We start from the raw sequence: 20034 nt of genomic DNA, 5'->3' as shown, positions 1-20034 counted from the left end.
TAGTTAGCCAACGCCGTGGCAGTTTTTGAACTTCTTGCCAGACCCGCACGGGCACGGATCATTGCGACCGACCTTCGGGGTTTCGCGACGGATCGTGATCGAGGGAAGTTTGATTTCTTCCTGCGGTGCCGCCGGAGCGTCACTGGCAGTCGGCGCAACGTTGCCCGTCGCTGCGGCGAGGGCCGTCGGCGCGGCGGCCGGGCCTTGCAGTTGGGCGCTACGCGAGAGGATCGCGAAGAGATTTTCGAAGGCGTCACGATTCGTCGCCGAGCGGAAGAGGCTCGTGCAAATCTGGAGACGCACGTTGTTCATCAACTCTTCGAAGAAACGAAACGCCTCGCCCTTATATTCGGAGAGCGGATCTTTCTGGCCGTAACTGCGCAGACCGATCGAGCGGCGCAACTCTTCCATCTCGGTGAGATGTTCCTGCCAGTGCTGATCGATCGCCTTGATCACGATGTAACGCTCCAGACCACCAAGCGCGGCGGGATCTTCCACCGATTCCTTGAGCGCGTAGGCCTGCCGGATGCGTTCGACGATTTCTTTTTGCAACGCATCGGCATCGCGGCGACCGGCGAACTCTTCGACTTTGGCACTGATCGGGAAATGCGAATTCAGCCAGCCGACCAAGCTTTCCATGTTGGACGCGGCCGAACCTTTTTCGTCGAGCTCGGCGGTCTCGAGACGCTTGGCGACTTCCTCGTCGATCATCTCGAAAATAATATCTTTCGGACGATCGTTATGGAGCGCGCCGTTGCGAATGCCGTAGATGACTTCGCGCTGCTTGTTGAGCACGTCGTCGTATTGCAGGAGGCGTTTGCGCTGGGCGAAATTCTGCTGCTCGACCTTCTTCTGCGCGGATTCGATGGAGCGGTTGAGCCACGGGTGCTCAAGTTCTTCACCTTCGTTCATCGCGCCTTCCATGATGCGCGAAGCGAGATTGCCTTGGAGGAAGAGACGCATGAGGTCGTCTTCGAGCGAGAGGAAGAATTTCGTGGTGCCCGGGTCGCCCTGACGCGAGCAGCGGCCGCGCAATTGGCGGTCGATGCGGCGGGATTCGTGACGCTCAGTGCCGACGACAAAAAGACCGCCGAGTTCGCGGACGCCTTCGCCGAGTTTAATATCGGTGCCGCGACCCGCCATATTGGTGGCGATCGTGACAGAACCGCGATGACCGGCGCGCGTGACGATCTCGGCTTCCTGCTCGTGGAATTTGGCGTTGAGGACGGTATGGATGACACCCGAGCGTTTGAGCATGCGGCTCAATACTTCAGATTGCTCGACGGTCACCGTGCCAACGAGCACGGGCTGGCCGCGCTGCTGCGCTTCCTGAATCTGTTTAACGACGGCGTTATACTTGTCGCGACGCGTCTTGAAGATGGAGTCGTTTTTGTCGATACGCTGCGACGGTTTGTTCGTCGGAATCTGCGTGACGGCGAGGCGATAGATTTCGTTGAACTCGCTGGCTTCGGTCTCGGCGGTGCCGGTCATGCCCGCGAGCTTCTCATACATGCGGAAGTAATTCTGGATCGTGACCGTCGCGTAGGTGCGCGTCTCGCGCTCGACGGTGACGTTTTCCTTGGCCTCGACGGCTTGGTGCAAGCCATCCGACCAACGGCGGCCATTCATGATGCGACCGGTATTTTCGTCGACGATGACGACCTTACCATCCTGCACGACGTATTCGACGTCGCGTTCGTAGAGGGAGTAAGCGCGGAGCAATTGCGAGAGCGCGTGGATGTCTTCGGAGACGACTTCGTAACGCGATTGGGCGTCACGCTTGGCCTGCTCTTTTTGCTCGGGCGTCAGCGCGGTGTCTTTTTCAATGTCGATGAAGATCGACGCAAGATCCGGCAACACGAAGGCATCAGGATCGTCGGGACGGAGTTTCTTGCGACCGACTTCAGTGAGATCGGCTTGGTGATTCTTTTCGTCGATCGTGAAGAAGAGCTCTTCCTTCCACTTGTAGAGTTCGTCCTTGTTAAAGTCGGAGTGCATCTCGACGTCGATTTTGTCGAGGGCCTTGCGCCACTCCGGACTTTCTTGAAGGCGGAGGAGCTGCTTGTTCTTCGGCATGCCCAGTTTGACTTGGAGCATCTTCATCGCGGCCGAGCGTTTTTCGTCAGCAGTAGCGTCTTTCTTTTCGAGAATATCGCTGGCTTCCTTGACGAGCTTGTTGATCAAGCGGAGCTGCACGCCCACGAGGGCTTCGACCGGAGGGCGGAGGCGCGTGAACGGCTGTTCGCGTTCGATCGGCGCCGGCCCGGAAATGATGAGCGGCGTGCGGGCTTCGTCGACGAGGATGGAATCGATTTCGTCCACGATACAAAACCAGTGATCGCGCTGAACCTGGTCTTCCTTGCGCGTGGCCATGCCGTTGTCGCGCAGGTAATCGAAACCGAATTCCGACGCGGTGCCGTAAGTGATGTCGCGGCTATACATTTCGCGACGTGTCTCGGAGTGCATCTGCTGCTGGATGCAACCGACGGAGCAACCGAGGAAATTATACAAATGCCCCATCCACTCGGAATCGCGGCGGGCGAGGTAGTCGTTGACCGTGACGAGCTGGGCGTTTTTCCCGACGAGAGAGTTGAGGTAAAGCGGTAGCGTGGCGACGAGGGTTTTGCCTTCGCCGGTGGCCATTTCGGAAATGCGGCCTTCGTGCAGGGTGATGCCACCGATGAGCTGCACGTCGAAGTGCACCATGTCCCACTTCAACTCGTGTTCGTTCACGATGATGGTGCGGCCGCACATGCGACGAGCCCCGTTCTTCACAACGGCGAACGCCTCGGGCAAAATCCCGTCGAGCGTCTCGCCGTTTTTGAGGCGCGTGCGGAACTCGTCCGTCTTGGCCCGCAACTGGTCATCAGTCAGCGACTGGTATTGCTGTTCGAGTTCGTTGATGCGCGCCACGATCGGGCGGCATTTTTCGACGTATTTACGGTGGTGACGACCGGCGAATTTCTTGAAGAAGAAGCTAAGCATTTAAGCGTGCGAATGAAAACTACGCCGGCGTGCTTGGCAAATGGCAAAATATGACCGGAAATACCCATGCAAATTGCTGGCTTCCAGCGGGCGCCCAAGAAAATTTCTGGGTTTGCACGCCGCCTGCTATTCGTAGCTTCTCTTTTCCCGCATGGCCACTACCCGCTCCCGTTCCCGCGCCCCCAGCCGTTCCGCCATTACTGCCGCGCTCCCCGAAGCCTTCCGCAAATACGTCACCGGCGAGTTTTATGACGAAATGATCGGCGGCGACGGCAAACCTCGCGCCCATTACCAGCATTTCCTCGAGCATTTCAGCGCGGTCACGCCCGAAGAATTTGAAGCCAAACGCCGCGCCGTCGACCTCGCCTTCCTCCGCCAAGGCGTGACGTTCAACGTCTACGGCGACTCGCAAGGCGCCGAGCGCGTATTCCCGTTCGACCTCGTGCCCCGCATCATTCCCGCCGACGAATGGGAACGCCTCGAAGCCGGTCTCGTGCAGCGCATCACGGCGCTGAATCTTTTCCTCCACGACATCTACCACGAGCAAAACATCATCAAGGACGGCACGATTCCCGCCCATTATGTGATGTCGGCAAAACATTTCCGCCGCGAGTTCGTGAACTGCAATGTCCCGAAGGATATCTACATTCACATCTGCGGCACGGACATCATCCGCGACGACAAAGGCCAATACCTCGTCCTCGAAGACAACGCCCGCTGCCCGTCCGGCGTCAGTTACGTGTTGGAAAACCGCCGCGCGCTCAAACGCACCTTCCCGGAAATCTTCGAGGCCGGCGGCGTGCGTCCCGTCGAGAACTACGCGACGGAGTTGCTGAAAATGCTCAACTACATCGCGCCGCCGCGCGCCGCCGAGCCCAACGTCGTGCTGCTCACGCCCGGCGCGTATAACTCCGCGTATTTCGAACACACTTACCTCGCCCGCCAGATGGGCATCGAGATCGTCGAAGGCCGCGATCTCGTCGTAAAAGATCAACACGTCTACATGCGCACCACGAAAGGCTTGCAGCCGGTGCATGTAATTTACCGCCGCATCGACGACGATTTTCTCGATCCGACGGTCTTCCGCCGCGACTCCGCGCTCGGTGTGCCCGGCCTGATCAACGCCTACCGCGCCGGCAACGTTTCGCTCGCCAACTCGATCGGCACCGGCGTCGCAGACGACAAGGTCATGTATTATTTCGTCCCGCGCATCATTAAATACTACCTCGACCAAGAGCCGTTGATCCAAAACGTGCCGACGTATCTCGCCAGCGAAGACACCGACAAGAAATACATGGTCGAAAATCTCGACAAACTCGTCGTGAAAGCCGCGAACGAAGCCGGCGGTTACGGCATGTTGATGGGCCCGCACGCCACGCAGGCCGAGCGCGATGATTTCAAACAGCGCATCCTCGCCGACCCGCGCAACTACATCGGCCAGCCGATGATTTCGCTCTCGCGCCATCCCACGCTTTGCGACGGCGAAGGCTTCGCCGGGCGCCATATCGATTTGCGTCCGTTCATTCTCTATGGAGAAAAAACGGTCGTCATTCCCGGTGGCCTCACGCGCGTCGCGCTCCGCAAAGGTTCGCTCGTCGTCAATTCGTCCCAAGGCGGCGGCTCCAAGGAAACCTGGGTGCTTTACGGCAACCACTAAGCTCTTCCGACCATGCTCTCACGCGTTGCCAACAGTCTCTACTGGATGAGTCGCTATATCGAGCGCGCCGAAAATATCGCGCGCCTCGTGGACGTGAACCTCCAGCTCCTCCTCGATTTCCGCAATCTCGACGACGCCGGCCTCGCCGCCCACTGGCTGCCGATTGTGCAGAGTTCCGGTGACGACGAGCTGTTCCAAAAACTCCACCCGCACACCACGGGGCAAACCGTCACCGAGTTTCTCGTTTTCCAAACGGAAAACCCCAACTCCATCGTCTCCTCCATTTCCCAAGCGCGCGAAAACGCCCGCATGGTGCGCGACCAGATCACCGCGGAATTATGGGAGGAGCTGAACCGCCTCTACCTTTTCCTGCGCTCCGATCGCGCTACGGAAATGTGGTTTGAGAATCCGGCGGATTTTTTCACCACGATTCGTAACGGCTCGCTGCTCCTTCAGGGCCTCACCGACGCCACCGCCGTGCGCAACGAAGGCTGGTCGTTCATCCAAGCTGGTCGCTACCTCGAACGCGCCGACAAAACGTCCCGCATCCTCGACGTCCGTCACGCTTCCCTTCCCTCGAAAGGCGTGCCCGCCGTCACCAATCAATCCGACGCGCTCGGCTGGTCCGCCGTGCTGCGTTCGTGCTCCGCGTGGGACGGCTACAAGGCGCTGCACGGCGCCGAAATCCAACCTGCGCTCGTCGCAGACTTTCTTCTATTGTCCGACGAATTTCCGCGCTCGGTGCGTTTCTGCGTCCGCCACTTGAACAACGCCCTCCGTCGGATCTCCGGCGTCGCAGAAGGTCGTTTCACGAACGACGCCGAAAAACTCGCCGGTCGCCTGCTCGCCGAATTCCAGTTCAGCACCGCCGACGACGTATTCGACATCGGCCTGCACACCTACATCGACGTCGCCCAAGCCAAGCTCAACGCCATCGGCGATGCGCTCTTCCAAGCTTACATTTTCCAACCTTTCCAAACCCCCGAAGACTACGAACTCCGCCAGCAAGAGGAACAACAGCAGCAATCTTTGTCTGAATTTCGTGTGAGCGAAACTCTCCGACAAATCCCGCGCAGCCAGCCCACGGCCACGCGACAGCGCTCTCCTCACGCATGAAGCTCCACGTCCTCCATCGGACCCGCTTCAAGTATGCCGGCACCGTTAAAGAAAGTTACAACGAAGCCCGGCTCCAACCCACCACGTCAGAGGGACAGGTTTGCCATAACTTCATCCTGAAGGTGCTGCCGACTTCGAAACTGTCGCACTACCTCGATTTCTATTTCAACTACGTCCACCTCTTCGACGTCTCGCAGCCGCACACCGAGCTCGTTGTCGAAGCGAACTCGACGGTGACGACAGTCGACACCCCCGCCCTTGGCGTCACCGCCACGCCCGCGTTGCTCGCCAACGCCGACGCCTGCGCGCGCATGGAGCGTTGCTACGATTTCCTCCAATCGAGCACCTACGTCGAATTGAACGCCGACGTGTGGCGCCTCGCGCTCGATGCGACCGATGGTCAGGCCGACATGTGGCAGGCCAGTCTCGCGATCATGCGCTACATCTATCGCGAATTTCATTACCAGCCCGCGTCCACCAATGTGCACACGCACATGCGCGAAGTGCTGAAAGCGAAACACGGCGTCTGCCAGGACTTCGCGCACGTGATGCTCGGACTTTGCCGCTCCTTGAAAATCCCCGCGCGTTACGTCAGCGGCTACCTTTATAACGGTCCCGCCGATCAGCTCAAAGGCGCGCAAGCCAGCCATGCGTGGGTGGAAGTGTATATTCCCAATCACGGTTGGTGCGGCCTCGATCCGACGAACAACCGCCTCACTTACAGCCACTACGTGAAAGTCGCCGTCGGCCGTGACTATGCCGACGTTTCCCCGCTGAAAGGCACTTACCGCGGCACTGCGAAACGCCAGCTCAGCGTCGACGTGCTCGTGACCCGCCTGGAAGACGATGCCGCAAGCGTGGCTTCACCCGCGGGCACGAAGCTCGCCCGGTAAAACATAAAAGGGCCCGGCTCACCAAAGCCGGACCCTTGCTATGCATCCCGAACCGACCCCTCGGTTCGGAAATTCAGTGTTCGCTCACGGGCGCGCCGCTTCGCGAAATCTACTTCGGCAACTTGGAGCGCTCGACCAAAGCCAGCGCCTCTTCGCGCAAACCGAGGAACGCCTGATATTGGGCCCACGTGAGCATTTTTTTCGCCTGCTCCATCGTCGCATCTGTGGTGAGCAGGCGAAAGTTTCCCATTTTCGTGAGATCATTACTTTCCGTCACCGCGTTCACGAATGCATCGAACTGCTCCGGCTGAAGCGGGTCATCGGAGTAAGCCAATCGGCGTTGCACCGCCTGCAATTCAGCAGTCATGCGCTGGGAATTTAAGTTACCAGTGAGCCGGTTAATATCGGCCTGAATTTCCCGCAATCGCTTCGCCTCCGCCGCTGTCATCTTGCCCGCCATCATCATCCCCGGCATGGCCGCCTCCAAATGCAGCTCCAGCACCTGTTCGATCACGGGCTCCGCGAGTCCGGCTTTGCGCAGCCGCGTTCCGACCGTGCGCTCCGCGTCTGCTCGCGCCATCTGCTCGAAACACTGCCGGTATTCAGGATCAGCCATGAGCTCAGGAAAAATTGTCCCCATGGCACCACGCGGTGGCCCGGGAATTTTCACCGGTGCGGATTTTTTTCATGCGCCATTTTCAAGCGCGTAATCAAATCGCCGACCGCCGGTCGCGCCCGTTCAGCCGGTGAAAGCGTCACCGTAGCTCGCGATTGCGCTTCGACAATTTTCCGCTCCAAACCGGCAATCTCCGCTCCCACCGTGGTTCGTCGCGCCTACGCATCGGCGCGCGCGCGTTGCAGCTGCGCGACCTCGTTCGCCAATTTCACGCGGTCGCGATGCACCTTTACCCAACCGCTCGCGAGAAGCACCGCTGTGATCCCAAAGAGAATCCTCACACCGATTTTCGTTTTGGAAAAACTCATGGCACCCTGATTTCAGTCGGAGCGCTGCTCTCGACGCCGTATTCCCTGGCCGATCCGGGCGTGAGTTTGAGTTTCCCGGCATACGCGGCCTGCACCGCGATATCCGTCATCCGCAGGAAAGCCTTCGTGTTGATCTGACCAGCGAGCATATTTTTGTATTCCTCCGGCGTCGCGATTGCTTTGGCCCGCTCGACAAATGCATCCGGCAGCGGCCACAGCGTGTTCGCAGAAAATTTATTTTCGTTATACTCCGACGCGTATTCGTCGAACAACGCCGCCATCGCTTCCGCGCGTTGCATCGCCTCAGGCTGGCCCAGCTGGTCGAACGGCACTTTCAAATAAGGATTATTTTCGTAGCGCAAAAATTCGCGATAGTTCGCGCTGCCGATGAGCGCCGAAATTTCCATGTCGATCTTCCGCGCCGCTTCGCGCGCAATTTCCTGCTGCTCCGCATAGGAGGCGATCACGAGATTGTCCTCCTTCGCCAACTGTTGGGCGTCGTAGATCGCCTGCTTGCGATTCACCACCATTTCCTTGAACGCATCCAAGCGCGCTGGATCGAGTTTTAGTTTCCAAAAGAGCGTGGTGTAATCGGCATCGAGTTCACCCTTGCGCACGATCAGGTCGAGGCGGCGACGTTCCAGCTTCACCGGATCGACAACTTCCGCGACGGCTGAAACGGCCAGCCGTTTCGCCACAACATCGAGCTTTGCCTGAGTGCCCTGTTCTCGCCCCAATTCGGCGCGCTCCACAGCAATGTTTTTCCGGAACTCCTCCGTCCCGACGATATCGCGATTCAGCGCGCGCACTTCGTGAGAAAGCCCCCAGCCTAACCCGACTAACACGGCAGTTGCCGCGACGTAATTTAGTTTCGCCATAATCAGTCCGCTCGCAGTTGCGCCACTCGCGAGTCCGCTCACCGTCGCCAGCGTGGTCGTAGTTACGCTCGAGGCCAAACCGGCGGGAGCCGCATGCACCGTGTTATTCGCGAGGATCAGGGTCATCGCCGTGGATGTGGTCGCGACGCCTTTCTTTCGCAGGATAATTTCGAGCTTTTCCAATGCACGCGTCACACGCATCCGGGCAGTGTTTTCCGGCACACCGAGATGCAGGGCGACGACCGCAAAAGATTGATTCTTAAAAAAACGGAGCAGCACCGCTTCGCGTTCGCTTTCACGCAGTTGATCAAGCGCCTCGTCCAGCCACGGCCGAATCTCGTGCCAGTCAGGCGTGGCGGCGTTTTCCACCTCGGCGCAGATTTCTTTAGCCGCTTGTTGCTCGTGCGCCGACCGGCGCGCTTCCGTGCGAAACAAATTGGACGCCGCCCAACTCGTGCTGCGATAGAGCCAGCCCACCAACAAGGTGTGACGAGTCAGCGACGACGCTTTTTTTGCGAGATCGATAAAGACCATTTGCGTCACTTCTTTCGCGCGATGCGGATCGCCGCGCGTGCGCCGCAGTGCCGCTGAGTAAACCAAATCGACATGCCGTTCCACCAACGTCGCAAACGCGCGCTGCGAACCGGTGTGGGCGTAATCGCGGAGGAGGTCGTTATCATCCATGGGGTGATTCATCCTTTAACATCCGGCCGACCGCAGACCGCACAAAAATTCCACTTGCCCAAAAACGAAGGGCGTTGTGCAACGGCCTTCGTTTTTCTGTCAGTTACGATCCGCTCAAACCTTCGTCTTGAAGTAAGCGATCGTCTTTTGGAGGCCTTCCTCCAACTGCACCTTCGGCTCCCAGTTCAGGTATTTCTTCGCGAGCGTGATGTCAGGGCGGCGTTGCTTCGGGTCGTCGGCCGGGAGTTCCTTGTGGATGATCTTCGACTTGCTGCCAGTGAGCTTAAGCACGGCTTGCGCGAGCTCGAGCATGGTGAACTCGCCAGGGTTGCCGATGTTCACCGGGCCGACGGTTTCGGTTTGGTTCATCAAGCGCACGAAGCCTTCGAGCAAATCGTCGACGTAACAGAACGAGCGCGTCTGTGAGCCTTCGCCATAAACAGTGAGGTCAATTCCCTTGAGCGCTTGCACAATGAAATTGGAAACGACGCGGCCGTCGTTCGGGTGCATGCGCGGGCCGTAGGTGTTAAAAATACGCACGATGCGGATATCGACTTTGTTCTCGCGGTGGTAATCGAAGAACAACGTTTCCGCGACGCGCTTGCCTTCGTCATAGCACGAACGGCGGCCAATCGGGTTGACGTTGCCCCAATAACTTTCCGGCTGCGGATGCACGCTCGGGTCGCCGTAGACCTCGGAAGTGCTCGCCTGAAACACGCGGGCTTTCACGCGTCGCGCCAGCCCGAGACAATTAATCGCGCCCATCACCGACGTCTTCGTGGTCTTGATCGGATTGTATTGGTAGTGTGGCGGCGAGGCCGGGCACGCGAGATTGTAGATCTGGTCGACCTCGTATTTGAACGGGTCGATGACATCGTGGCGGACGAACTCGAAGTTCGGATTGTCGAGCAGGTGCGCGATGTTCGATTTGCTGCCCGTGAAAAGGTTATCGAGGCAGATAATTTCGTGACCTTGCGCGATAAGCTTATCGCACAGATGACTACCGAGGAAACCGGCACCGCCGGTGATGAGAATACGCATGACGAGCAGCTTGTTAAGCTATGCCATCAAGCGTAGCCAGCAAAAGAAAACCGCTCCAAATTAAGCCAGCAAGACAGCCCCAGTCTCGGCGTCGAACACCGTCGTGCTTCTCTCTGCCAGCGTGGCAGTAAACGTTTTCCCATTCGGCAGTCGGAACGACCGCTCGCCCCCGGGAATCGTATGAATCAACAACATGCCATCGCCGAGCAATGTCGTTTCGTCGACTTCGTTAACGACCACGCAACCGGCTTGGCGCCCGATCGCGCGCCAGGTCGCCGGTGTGTTGGGCGGCAGTGCAAACGTCCACCATGTTGCGTCAGCTTCGGTGCGACACGCCGCACTCGTGGCGCCATCGGCCCAGCGTCCGACGGCTTGATCAGCACTCGCGTCAAACGCAGGCACGCCGAATTCACGCGCAAGCGATAGCTTTTCCCCGACGGCGCCAATTTCAATCGTGTGCGTGGCGTCAGCGGCTTGGTGCAATTGCGTATTAAAACCCGTCAGCGAAGCCGCGAGGTGCGGTCCGATTTTCTCGCCATCGCTCCAGCCCGCGTAGCCCAGAAACACCACGTGACGCCCGCCCGTCGCAATTTTATCACGGATGATTTCACGATGCTCCTCGGTAAGCACAACGGTCGTCGCGAACACCACGAGCTTGAAAGGCTTATAATCCAGCTTCGGCAATTCCTCGAGCAGCGCGTCCGTGTGAATGATGCCGGATTGGTGAAACGCCTCCACGACCCCATCAGTGAGCAAACGCGATACCGGATCGACGGATGAAATTGGCATGACGCCGAAAACAGTTTTCTCCGGAATATGCCGTGCGCCGGCGACGTGCGCGAACGACCACGGATCGTGGATGATCAACGCATCGCTCGGTCGCGTGAACGGACGCTCGTGCCGCGACTGCGCGAGCTTGCGAATCCCCGCCCACGTTTCTTGCAGGACCGGATGATCCCACCAACCGATATTCCCTAAGCGCGCGAACGCCGGCGTGCCGGAAATTGGTCCGAAATCAAAACACCACGCGCCGCCGTTGCGCGTCGCGGGCACGAGCAAATTGCGGCGCAACACCGCGACGTCCTCGACCAAAGCGGTGCCAAAATGTTTATCCCACGGACACGGTGCCACCACGGTCGCACGGTCCATTTCATCGATCCACAATTTCCCCGCGCGGCGCACGGCGTCGACGATTCCGCGTGAGTTCGCCGTGCCGCCCATCGGCATCGCGGTCGGCGTGTAGGCCGGCGTCGCGCACACACAGTCGAGATACGGCGATTTGATTAACCGTCCGATGCCCAGATGTCCGCCCGCCGCTTCACGCCCAAACAGACAATAAAAATAACCGAAGAACGACGCCGTCATGATAGGACGCGGCCAGTTATCCTTCACCGTCTTCGCCATCATGATGATGGTATCCGGCGTTTCCTCGTGGATGAACGTGAAATAATCGATCACGTCGCGCTGCGTCGCCGGGTCGCGCAAAATCGCCACAGCGGACGCTTCCCGTTCAGGCGATGTCGGAGCGCGCACGCCCGCGAACGTCGCGCCCGGTTTGGCCCAGACTTTCGCGAGAGTCGGTTCATCGCCGTATTTCGCCCGCAACCAACGACGAAACGCGCCTTCTGCCGCCGGACTCGTATCAGGATCGTGACAGAAAAATCCCCACTGATGCCACTCACCGTAAACGCCGTTGGCCACCTGAAGTGAGAAAATCGCATTACCTTCCGGCGTCGCCGCGAGCCCCACGCAAAAACGCGCGAGCTGACGCTGCGCCCACGCGCGCCATTTCTCCGAATAAAAACTCGCCCGCACCGGCATGTCGTTGTCACGACCGACCCAGCGCTCCAAACCCCAGCGCACTTCCGGTTGCGCCGGACCGTCCGCGTAAGCCACGCACTCATCCGGATTTTGCGCACACCACTCAGGCGGAGCGTTCAGGTGCACACGAAGCATCACATACGCGTCGGGTGCCGCCGCGAGCACGCCGGCGATCTGCTTCCGCACGAGCGCGAAATCCATCGCATCATTCTGATCGACTAGTTGCTCAAGCCAGATGTCGGCTTGGAAAAGCCGGCAGCCGCTTTTCGCGAAAAGCGCGATGTTGCGCGCCGGGACTTCCTCCCAGGTCCAGCGCGCGCCCGGACAATCCGTCAGCGCGTAGATTTGTGGCGCGTGGGGCTCACCGTTAATAACGAGCGTGGGACGGCCTAGCCGGTTTTCCACCGAAGCATGAACGGGGTTTCTCATGGGCAGGTGATGAGCATTTCCGTGGTTCGCGCACACACGCGAACTGAAAGATGATGAAAATTAAATCCTCAACCTTCGCTCGACGTAGTCCGCGATTTTCAACACCAATAAATTAACCCCATGAAAAACCCCTTTCTGGTTTCGCTGTTTGTTTTTTGCTTCAGCTGCGTTGCGCTTCGCGCGCAAACCCCGCTCCCGCGCAGTGCTCCCGAGCAACAAGGCGTGTCGTCAGTTGCCCTGCTGGAACTCATCACCGCGCTCGACGCAATCGACACCATGAACAGCGTCATGATCGTGCGAAACGGCCACGTCATCACTGAAGGCTGGTGGGCGCCCTACACCGCAGAAAGTAAGCACGAACTTTACTCACTCAGCAAAAGTTTCACTTCCACCGCAGTCGGACTGCTCATCGCGGACGGAAAGTTGAGCGTGGACGATGAAGTTCTGAAGTTTTTTCCCGAAGTCGCTCCCGCCGAGCCGAGCGCCAACCTGAAAGCCATGCGCGTGCGCGATATTCTGAGCATGGTCACCGGCCACCAGGACGAGCCACCTGTCTGGCCTCATGAGATTTCGACCAAAAGTTTTCTCGCCCAACCCGTCCCGCACAAGCCCGGCACGCATTTCAAATACAACACCGGGGCCACGTTCATGCAGTCGGCGATCGTGCAGAAACTCACAAATCAAACGGTGCTCGCTTACCTTCAGCCGCGGTTACTCGAACCGTTAGGCATCACTGGAGCCACCTGGGCGACCAACCTCGAAGGCATTTCACTCGGCGGTTACGGTTTGAAAATTCGCACAGAGGACATCGCGAAGTTCGGCCAGCTCTATCTGCAACGCGGTCAATGGAACGGCCAACAACTCGTGCCCGCGGCATGGGTCGACGCGGCGACTTCCAAACAAGTTTCCAACGGCAGCAATCCCGCCAGCGATTGGGATCAAGGTTACGGCTATCAATTCTGGCGTTGCCGCCACGGCGTCTATCGCGGCGACGGCGCATTCGGCCAGTATTGCATCGTGCTCCCCGAAGAAAATGCCGTCGTCGTCATCACGAGCGGAGTGCGCAACATGCAGGCGGTTCTCAACCTGCTCTGGGAACGCCTGCTGCCCGCGTTGCAAGCGCAGGCGATTTCTGCGGACACCACCTCTACGGCGAAGTTGAAAGAAAAAATAAAATCCCTCGCCGTGCGTTTCCCCTCCGGCACGCCGGAATCGCCACGGGCCAAAGAGATTTTTGGCCGCCAGTTTCTCATCGCAGACAACGCGCTGAAACTGCAATCGCTCACGCTTCGTCGCAGCGCCGACGGGCGCGGAGTCGAATTCGTCACCACCGTCGATGGCGTCGAAATGAACATCACGGGCGGTTTCGAAAACTGGCAGCCTGGTCGCGGTGCATTTCATTTCGCCGGTTCGCTCAGCCGTTACGATGATGAACCCCTCGCCACCAGTGCTGCGTGGGAAACCGACGACACGCTTGTCCTGAAAATCTGCGCTTACGAAACGCCGTTCTACAAAACGATCCGCCTGCGTTTCACGGGCGACACGGTGACGATTGATTCCGACCTCAACGTGGGCTTCGGGCCGACCAAGCAGCCGCAGCTGACCGGCAAGGCCCGTTGAGTTTTATTTCGCGGTTTTCGCGAGCATCGCACGTTCGCCGGCTTCGTAACGCTCCACCCACGCGCGGTGCCACGTGGCATAATCGCCGGCTTCGATGTGGGCGCGCGCTTGTGCGACCAGATCGAGATAGAAATGCAAATTGTGCATCGAGATCAGCGTGCTCGCGAGAATCTCGCCCGACATCACGAGGTGACGCAGGTAAGCGCGCGAAAAATTGCGGCACGTGTAATTGTCGAGTCCTTCGACGAGCGGCGCCGGATCATCGCGAAAACGTTCGTTGCGAAGATTGATCAGGCCATCGGGCGTGAACGCCGCGCCGTTGCGCGCCACGCGCGTCGGATGCACGCAATCGAACATGTCCACGCCCAGCGCGATCATTTTCAAAATCTGCGGCGGCGTGCCGAGACCCATCGTGTAACGCGGTTTGTCCGCCGGCATGAATGGCGTGGTCGCGCCGACTTGTTTCAACATCTCCGGCTCGGGCTCACCGACACTCACGCCACCCACGGCGTAACCCGGAAAATCCAACTCCGCCAACGTCTCCGCGGCCTCGCGCCGCAACTCGTCGAACGTCGAACCTTGCGCGATGGCGAACACGTGGTGACCGCTCGGCAGGAAACCGTTGTCGGTAGCGATTTGTTTGCACTCTTTTGCCCAGCGATAGCTGCGATCCACCGCGCGACGGCATTCTTCGAACGTGCACGGCCACGGCGGGCATTCGTCGATGACCATGGCGATGTCCGAACCGAGATTCGACTGAATCGTCATCACCTCACGCGGGCCGAGGAATAATTTTTTGCCGTCGATGTGTGACGCGAACGCGATGCCGTCGTCCCGGATGTCGCGCAACTTCGCCAAACTAAACGCCTGAAACCCGCCGCTGTCCGTGAGGATCGGGCCGTTCCAGCCCATGAATTTGTGCAACCCGCCCATGTCGCGCACGAGCTCAGAGCCGGGGCGCAGGTTGAGGTGGTAAGTGTTGCCCAACAGAATCTGCGTGCCGATTTCGCCGATCTGCGCCGGCGTGAGGGCTTTAACCGTGCCCTGCGTGCCGACGGGCATGAAAATCGGGGTCTCGATCACACCGTGCAAAGTCTTCAACCGTCCGCGCCGCGCCGCCGTGACCGTGTCGGTCTTTATTAGCTGGAAGTGTTCAGGCATCAGTAGGGGTGTCACCCTGCCCGCGCACTTGACCGTCTGTCAATGGCCCGTATCTTCGGCAAACGTGCTCCTCGTCATCGACAACTACGACTCGTTTACCTTCAACCTCGTCCAATATTTCGGGCAGTTGGGCGTGGAGATGCGCGTGTTCCGCAACGACGAAATCACTCCGGCTGAAGCGGTTAAACTTAATCCGTCGCGGGTGCTCATTTCACCCGGCCCGTGCACGCCTTCCGATGCCGGCGTCAGCATCGACATTATCAAAACGTTTGCCGGGAAAAAGCCCGTGCTCGGCGTATGCCTCGGCCATCAATCGATCGGCCAACTCTTCGGCGGTAATGTGATCCGCGCGCCGAGACAGATGCATGGCAAACTTTCGCCGATCACGCATCGCGGGACGGATATTTTTGCCGGCCTGCCCTCGCCTTTCACGGCCACGCGTTACCATTCGCTGGTGGTGGAACGTTCAAGCCTGCCCGATTGTCTTGAAATCACCGCCGAAAGCCCGGACGGCGAAATCATGGGATTGCGCCACAAACACTACGCGGTTTACGGCGTCCAATTTCATCCGGAATCCATCGCCACGGAAGGTGGCATGAAGATTCTGCAAAACTTTCTCGCCCTCAACTAATCGACCATGCGCTGCCCTAAATGCACTTCTATTGAAGACAAGGTCATCGATTCTCGCATCGGTCGCGACGGCAGTGTCACGCGTCGTCGCCGCGAATGCCTCGAATGCGGCAACCGTTTCACCACGACCGAGGTGCTCGTGCGTGACAGCCTGGTCGTCGTCAAACGCGACGGCCGCCAGGAACCGTTCGATCGCGATAAACTTTTGCGCGCCATCCGCGCCGCGTGCCACAAGCGCCCGATCGACAACGAGCAAATCACGATGCTCATCGAAGACACGCTCGACGCCGTGGAAGCGCTCTACGAAAGCCAGGTGCCGACCAGCGCGATTGGTGAACACGTCATGCAGCGCCTGCGCAAAATGGATCAGGTCGCCTACGTGCGTTTCGCCTCCGTCTACAAAGAATTTCGCGACGTCTCCGAGTTCGTGGACGAAATCACGAGTCTTGCGCCGAGCGATTCCTCCGATAATTCCAAGCTCAAGAAATGACGCGTTCCCCCAGACTGCGCCGGCTGCATTTTTTAAATTCGTTGTTCGCCCCGCTCACGGGACACGACCTCTACCTCGCGCAACAGATTGACGACGCGATCGCGACCTCGCTCGGCGAAGCCGAAGAACGCGCGCCCAACGATCCCTCGTTCGTCAAAGCAGCCTCTGAACTCTTTACGCGACTCTGCTCGGCGCAGACGAAGCACGGATTTTTCCATTGGGACGCCAGCGCTGACGCCGACACCGGTGCCGCGCCGCTCTTCGCCCGCGCCGGCGTGATGCAAGGCCTGCGCGAACTCGCAACCTTTCCGGAATCGACGTTGCTCGTCACCAATCTCCGCACCGCTCACTGCCCGCCGACCAAACGCTGGACCGAACGCCGCCGCCAGGAATACGACGAAGCCCTCGCCTTCATCCGCGACCTCGCCGCCGCCCGCTCCCGTCGCGGCGCGAACATGAATCTGCTGTTTCTGTAAGCTGGTTTTGCTTTTTACAGAAGGTAACGAAGAGAACGAAGTGTATGCATCCTCTCTTCAGTAAAGCCGATGAACTATCCCGAGTTGCAATCGCGGCAGCGATCGAGGTTCACCGCGACAAAGGCCCCGGATTGGTCGAGTCGATCTACGAATGGTGCTTGCTGCGAGAATTTGAGCTCCGCCACATCCGCGCTGCCAATCAAAAGCTGGTTTCGATATCCTACAAAGGCTTCACACGCGAAGACCCCTTGCGATTCGATGTCCTGCTTGAAGATTGTCTTCTGATCGAAGCCAAGGCGGTCGAAAGCGTTCTGCCTATCCACAAGGCGCAGCTTTTGAGTTACATGAAACTGCTTAACGTCCCCGTTGGGTTACTAATCAATTTCAACGAAGCTAAGGTGGTCGACGGCGTGAGTCGGCTAATTCTTCCCGGCTCAAACCAATAGCTTCGTTCCCTCCGTTGCCTTCTGTAAAATAAATTCTCTGCGCCTTTCATGTCCAAAACCATCTTCCAAAAAATCATCGACCGCGAGATTCCCGCGAAGCTCGCGCATGAGGATGAGCACTGCATCGCCATCCACGACATCAACCCGCAAGCGCCGGTGCATGTGCTCGTCATTCCCAAGAAATTGATTCCCCGCGTTGGCGAAGCCACGCCTGACGATCAAGTGGTGCTTGGCCATCTGTTGCTCACGGCGGGCGCACTCGCGAAAAAACTTGGCGTCGCCGAATCCGGTTACCGTCTCGTGATCAACAACGGCAAAGACGGCGCCGAAAGCGTCCCCCATCTCCACGTGCACCTACTGGGCAAACGCCAGATGTCGTGGCCGCCGGGCTAAATTTGTGCGTGGCGTGCAAGCCCGCCACCTCCACAAACAAAAAGCCCGCGATGATCGCGGGCCTCGTTTTGCGTTGGAGGCAGGGCCATCAGCCCCGCAGATTTAAACTCACGGGGCTGATGGCCCCGCCTCCCTTCATTTCACATATTTCTCCAGCCAGCCGCGCACCTCGCCATACCAATAGCGGCTGTTTTCGCCTTTGAGAATCCAGTGATTCTCCTCGGGGAAAATGAGGAATTTGCTCGGCACTTGCAGGCGTTGATTCAGCGCGAACCACATGTAGGCGTTGTTCGCCGGCACACGGTAATCGATTTCGCCCACCGTGATGAGAATCGGCGTTTTGAAGCCCGTGCCGTTGGCGTGATTGCCCGCTTGCAGCGCCGGGCTCTGCTCGCGCCACACCGGACTGTCGCCCCAGATCGGTGAGCCGGCGTTTACCTCGCGTCCGAAAATGCTGTCGCTCGTGCCCCATTGCATAATGAGATCCGCTTCGCCGGCGTGCGAGATGATCGCCTTGTAGCGCGTCGTGGTCGCCTGCAGCCAGTTCGCCAAATGTCCGCCGTAGCTCGCGCCGCCCGCGGCTAATTTCGACCCGTCGATAAATGAGTAACGTTTAACCGCTTCGTCCACCGCCTGATTTACTTGGTCAGCGGGGCCTTTGAGCGGATCGAGTTTGATGCTGCGCGCGAACGCTTCGCCATACCCGGTCGAGCCTTTGTAATCCGTGAGCAAAAGCACATAACCCGGCTGCGCGAGCAGGTGATAATTCCAGCGCAGCACAAACGAGTCGCGCCACATCGCTGCCGCTCCGCCGTGAATCACGGTGAACAGCGGATACTTCTTCGCCGCATCGAAACCCGCCGGTTTCACGATCATATTATGCACCATCTGGCCGTTCGCCGCTTTGAAGTCGAAATGCTCCACCGGCAGCCAATCGATCTGTTTCGCCTTCTCGGTGTTGATCGAGGTCAGCCGCTTCGGCGCGCCGTTGAGCGAATAGATTTCCATCGGCTCCACCGTGGAATCCCACGTGGCGACCAGCGCGGAGCCGCCGGCGGCGAGACCGCCCAGCACGCCCGTTTCAGGAGATTTTTCCGCGCGCACTTCCCCGCCGCTGTAGGCGATGGAATACAATTTCTCCAAGCCGGCGTGCTCATAGGTGAAATAGATGCGGTCGGAATTTTCCGGAGTCGCATAACCCGAAACCGAACGATCCAGCGCCGCCGTGAGCACCTTGCGCTCGTTCTTGAACGGCCAGGGAAACGCCGCGAGTCGCGATAGATCGTAAACTTCGCCGGGAGTTTCTTCCGACGTCACGCACAGCAGCCACTTACCGTCGGGCGAAAACGCGAGATTGCCGTAGCTATGCGCGTCATTCGTCAACCGCACGAACTCACCGCCCTCCACGGAAGCTTGCAGCAACTGCGTGTTAACATTCGCGAACGCCGAGTGGTCGCGATTCAGCGCCACCGCGATCACGACGGACTTCGAATCGGGGGCCCATTCGGACGTGAAATTTTCCGACGACCCGCCGAACCCGGCGCTTGCCGCGATTTTGCTTTCCGCAAAAAGATTTTTCGCTGCCGCGCCCGCTTTGACTTCCTGCACGAAAAGCGCCGTGCGCTTGTCGGTCAGCCAGCTGTCCCAGAAGCGCGCAGGAAATTGTTCGTAAGCACGCGCATTGTATTTCCGCTCTTTGCGTTCTTTGGCAGCTTTCTTGATCGCGTCTTCGTCGTTCGCGCCGGGGAAGGTATCGCTCGCAAACAAAACCAATTTCCCATCCGGACTCCACTTTGGGGCGCGCGCGCCTTGCGAGAGATTCGTGATGCGCTCCGCCTCGCCGCCCGCGGTGACATTCAACACGTAAAGTTGCGCCACTTCATCCCCGTCGCGCTTCGCGGAGAATACGACCTTCTGCGAATCCGGCGACCAGTTCGCGCCACTTTCGCCGCCTTTGCTGTAAGTGAGCCGACGCGCCGGCGTGTCGTCGGTAAGCGACTTAATCCATAAATCCGTCCACTGTTCCTTCGCGTCGTAAGCCGGATCGGTGACCGCGTAGATCACCCATTTTCCATCAGGACTCGGCGCCGGATTGCCGAGGCGCTTCATCAACCACACGTCTTCGTGCGTGATCGCTTTTTTGACCGACGCTTCAGCCGCACCGAGAGTTCCGGCGACACACGCCAGCAACGACGACAACACCAGCCAACGAATCATTTTCATAGGGGAAAGGTTAAGTTCAGACGCCTCACGTTCGAGCTACGAACGTGCCATCCCCGCGCACTGTGACGAGTTTTTTTAGCCCAACCCCGCGTATCCCGCGACCAGTT

At 58.8% G+C, this 20034-nt stretch carries 17 protein-coding genes; 9 read left to right on the top strand and 8 right to left on the bottom strand.

All coding sequences use genetic code 11. The features are described from left to right. Nucleotides 1–3: 3 nt before the first annotated feature. Entirely contained in the window at nt 4–2985 is a 2982-nt protein-coding gene (secA, locus tag ACRRQW_RS11650) for a preprotein translocase subunit SecA (protein WP_438481559.1), read from the bottom strand. Between the two features lie 256 nt (nt 2986–3241). On the opposite strand from secA, the gene ACRRQW_RS11645 reads away from it, so the two are divergent. From ACRRQW_RS11645 to ACRRQW_RS11635, 3 genes are read left to right on the top strand one after another with little or no spacing between them, the layout of a single operon-like run. Then, nucleotides 3242–4642 carry a circularly permuted type 2 ATP-grasp protein gene (locus ACRRQW_RS11645; protein ID WP_438482357.1) on the top strand — a complete coding sequence of 467 codons (1401 nt, stop codon included), beginning with the start codon at nt 3242–3244 and terminating at the stop codon, nt 4640–4642. Nucleotides 4643–4654: 12 nt separating this feature from the next. After that, nucleotides 4655–5758: an alpha-E domain-containing protein gene (locus ACRRQW_RS11640; RefSeq protein ID WP_438481558.1), complete on the top strand. Its 1104-nt coding sequence runs from the start codon at nt 4655–4657 to the stop codon at nt 5756–5758. Next, nucleotides 5755–6651, top strand: a complete 897-nt coding sequence (locus tag ACRRQW_RS11635; RefSeq protein ID WP_438481557.1) for a transglutaminase family protein — start codon at nt 5755–5757, stop codon at nt 6649–6651. Before ACRRQW_RS11640 ends, ACRRQW_RS11635 begins: the two co-directional genes overlap by 4 nt. 109 nt (nt 6652–6760) lie before the next feature. Here ACRRQW_RS11635 and ACRRQW_RS11630 read toward each other — a convergent pair whose 3' ends face one another. The 5 genes from ACRRQW_RS11630 to ACRRQW_RS11610 all read right to left on the bottom strand — a co-directional run bounded on the left by ACRRQW_RS11630 (nt 6761) and on the right by ACRRQW_RS11610 (nt 12488). After that, a complete protein-coding gene (locus tag ACRRQW_RS11630; RefSeq protein WP_438481555.1) occupies nt 6761–7267 on the bottom strand; it encodes a hypothetical protein in 507 nt (168 codons plus the stop codon). Between the two features lie 218 nt (nt 7268–7485). Continuing rightward, entirely contained in the window at nt 7486–7635 is a 150-nt protein-coding gene (locus tag ACRRQW_RS11625; RefSeq protein WP_438481554.1) for a hypothetical protein, read from the bottom strand. Next, entirely contained in the window at nt 7632–9197 is a 1566-nt protein-coding gene (locus tag ACRRQW_RS11620) for an RNA polymerase sigma factor (RefSeq protein ID WP_438481553.1), read from the bottom strand. Before ACRRQW_RS11620 ends, ACRRQW_RS11625 begins: the two co-directional genes overlap by 4 nt. 114 nt (nt 9198–9311) lie before the next feature. After that, nucleotides 9312–10238, bottom strand: a complete 927-nt coding sequence (locus tag ACRRQW_RS11615) for a UDP-glucuronic acid decarboxylase family protein (RefSeq protein WP_438481552.1) — start codon at nt 10236–10238, stop codon at nt 9312–9314. A gap of 60 nt (nt 10239–10298) precedes the next feature. Beyond that, entirely contained in the window at nt 10299–12488 is a 2190-nt protein-coding gene (locus tag ACRRQW_RS11610) for a hypothetical protein (RefSeq protein ID WP_438481550.1), read from the bottom strand. A 120-nt stretch (nt 12489–12608) separates the two neighbouring features. Here ACRRQW_RS11610 and ACRRQW_RS11605 point away from each other — a divergent pair, with 120 nt between their 5' ends. Further along, nucleotides 12609–14108: a serine hydrolase domain-containing protein gene (locus ACRRQW_RS11605; protein ID WP_438481548.1), complete on the top strand. Its 1500-nt coding sequence runs from the start codon at nt 12609–12611 to the stop codon at nt 14106–14108. Nucleotides 14109–14111: 3 nt separating this feature from the next. On the opposite strand, the gene tgt is transcribed toward ACRRQW_RS11605, so the two are convergent. Continuing rightward, nucleotides 14112–15269, bottom strand: coding sequence for a tRNA guanosine(34) transglycosylase Tgt (gene tgt / locus ACRRQW_RS11600; protein WP_438481547.1), 1158 nt, complete (start codon nt 15267–15269; stop codon nt 14112–14114). A 64-nt stretch (nt 15270–15333) separates the two neighbouring features. Here tgt and ACRRQW_RS11595 point away from each other — a divergent pair, with 64 nt between their 5' ends. Genes ACRRQW_RS11595 through ACRRQW_RS11575 form a run of 5 tightly spaced genes read left to right on the top strand, consistent with a single transcriptional unit; the run spans nt 15334 to nt 17704 of the window. After that, complete coding sequence (locus ACRRQW_RS11595) at nt 15334–15900, top strand: anthranilate synthase component II (RefSeq protein WP_438481546.1); 567 nt, start codon at nt 15334–15336, stop codon at nt 15898–15900. A 6-nt stretch (nt 15901–15906) separates the two neighbouring features. Then, on the top strand, nt 15907–16389 hold the full coding sequence (nrdR, locus tag ACRRQW_RS11590) for a transcriptional regulator NrdR (protein ID WP_438481545.1): 483 nt from the start codon (nt 15907–15909) through the stop codon (nt 16387–16389). Beyond that, the gene (locus ACRRQW_RS11585) at nt 16386–16865 is read left to right on the top strand and encodes a hypothetical protein (RefSeq protein WP_438481543.1); all 480 of its coding nucleotides are present in this window, start codon (nt 16386–16388) and stop codon (nt 16863–16865) included. Before nrdR ends, ACRRQW_RS11585 begins: the two co-directional genes overlap by 4 nt. Before the next feature lie 44 nt (nt 16866–16909). Beyond that, a complete protein-coding gene (locus ACRRQW_RS11580; protein ID WP_438481542.1) occupies nt 16910–17311 on the top strand; it encodes a GxxExxY protein in 402 nt (133 codons plus the stop codon). Nucleotides 17312–17359: 48 nt separating this feature from the next. Beyond that, complete coding sequence (locus tag ACRRQW_RS11575; RefSeq protein ID WP_438481541.1) at nt 17360–17704, top strand: histidine triad nucleotide-binding protein; 345 nt, start codon at nt 17360–17362, stop codon at nt 17702–17704. Nucleotides 17705–17839: 135 nt separating this feature from the next. Here ACRRQW_RS11575 and ACRRQW_RS11570 read toward each other — a convergent pair whose 3' ends face one another. Further along, nucleotides 17840–19927 (bottom strand): prolyl oligopeptidase family serine peptidase, encoded by a 2088-nt coding sequence (locus ACRRQW_RS11570; protein ID WP_438481540.1) that lies wholly within the window; start codon nt 19925–19927, stop codon nt 17840–17842. Nucleotides 19928–20034 lie beyond the last annotated feature (107 nt).

Source organism: Oleiharenicola lentus, assembly GCF_051660365.1.
In the GTDB taxonomy this organism is placed as follows: domain Bacteria; phylum Verrucomicrobiota; class Verrucomicrobiia; order Opitutales; family Opitutaceae; genus Lacunisphaera; species Lacunisphaera lenta_A.
Note: the sequence above shows the minus strand (reverse complement) of the source record. Positions and strands in the feature narration are given on the sequence as shown.

Bases quoted from the DNA above. Each gene is read 5' to 3' on its own strand.
- secA (WP_438481559.1), bottom strand. From the start codon at position 2,985: ATGCTTAGCTTCTTCTTCAAGAAATTCGCCGGTCGTCACCACCGTAAA.
- ACRRQW_RS11645 (WP_438482357.1), top strand. From the start codon at position 3,242: ATGATCGGCGGCGACGGCAAACCTCGCGCCCATTACCAGCATTTCCTC.
- ACRRQW_RS11640 (WP_438481558.1), top strand. From the start codon at position 4,655: ATGCTCTCACGCGTTGCCAACAGTCTCTACTGGATGAGTCGCTATATC.
- ACRRQW_RS11635 (WP_438481557.1), top strand. From the start codon at position 5,755: ATGAAGCTCCACGTCCTCCATCGGACCCGCTTCAAGTATGCCGGCACC.
- ACRRQW_RS11630 (WP_438481555.1), bottom strand. From the start codon at position 7,267: ATGGCTGATCCTGAATACCGGCAGTGTTTCGAGCAGATGGCGCGAGCA.
- ACRRQW_RS11625 (WP_438481554.1), bottom strand. From the start codon at position 7,635: ATGAGTTTTTCCAAAACGAAAATCGGTGTGAGGATTCTCTTTGGGATC.
- ACRRQW_RS11620 (WP_438481553.1), bottom strand. From the start codon at position 9,197: ATGGATGATAACGACCTCCTCCGCGATTACGCCCACACCGGTTCGCAG.
- ACRRQW_RS11615 (WP_438481552.1), bottom strand. From the start codon at position 10,238: ATGCGTATTCTCATCACCGGCGGTGCCGGTTTCCTCGGTAGTCATCTG.
- ACRRQW_RS11610 (WP_438481550.1), bottom strand. From the start codon at position 12,488: ATGAGAAACCCCGTTCATGCTTCGGTGGAAAACCGGCTAGGCCGTCCC.
- ACRRQW_RS11605 (WP_438481548.1), top strand. From the start codon at position 12,609: ATGAAAAACCCCTTTCTGGTTTCGCTGTTTGTTTTTTGCTTCAGCTGC.
- tgt (WP_438481547.1), bottom strand. From the start codon at position 15,269: ATGCCTGAACACTTCCAGCTAATAAAGACCGACACGGTCACGGCGGCG.
- nrdR (WP_438481545.1), top strand. From the start codon at position 15,907: ATGCGCTGCCCTAAATGCACTTCTATTGAAGACAAGGTCATCGATTCT.
- ACRRQW_RS11585 (WP_438481543.1), top strand. From the start codon at position 16,386: ATGACGCGTTCCCCCAGACTGCGCCGGCTGCATTTTTTAAATTCGTTG.
- ACRRQW_RS11580 (WP_438481542.1), top strand. From the start codon at position 16,910: ATGCATCCTCTCTTCAGTAAAGCCGATGAACTATCCCGAGTTGCAATC.
- ACRRQW_RS11575 (WP_438481541.1), top strand. From the start codon at position 17,360: ATGTCCAAAACCATCTTCCAAAAAATCATCGACCGCGAGATTCCCGCG.
- ACRRQW_RS11570 (WP_438481540.1), bottom strand. From the start codon at position 19,927: ATGAAAATGATTCGTTGGCTGGTGTTGTCGTCGTTGCTGGCGTGTGTC.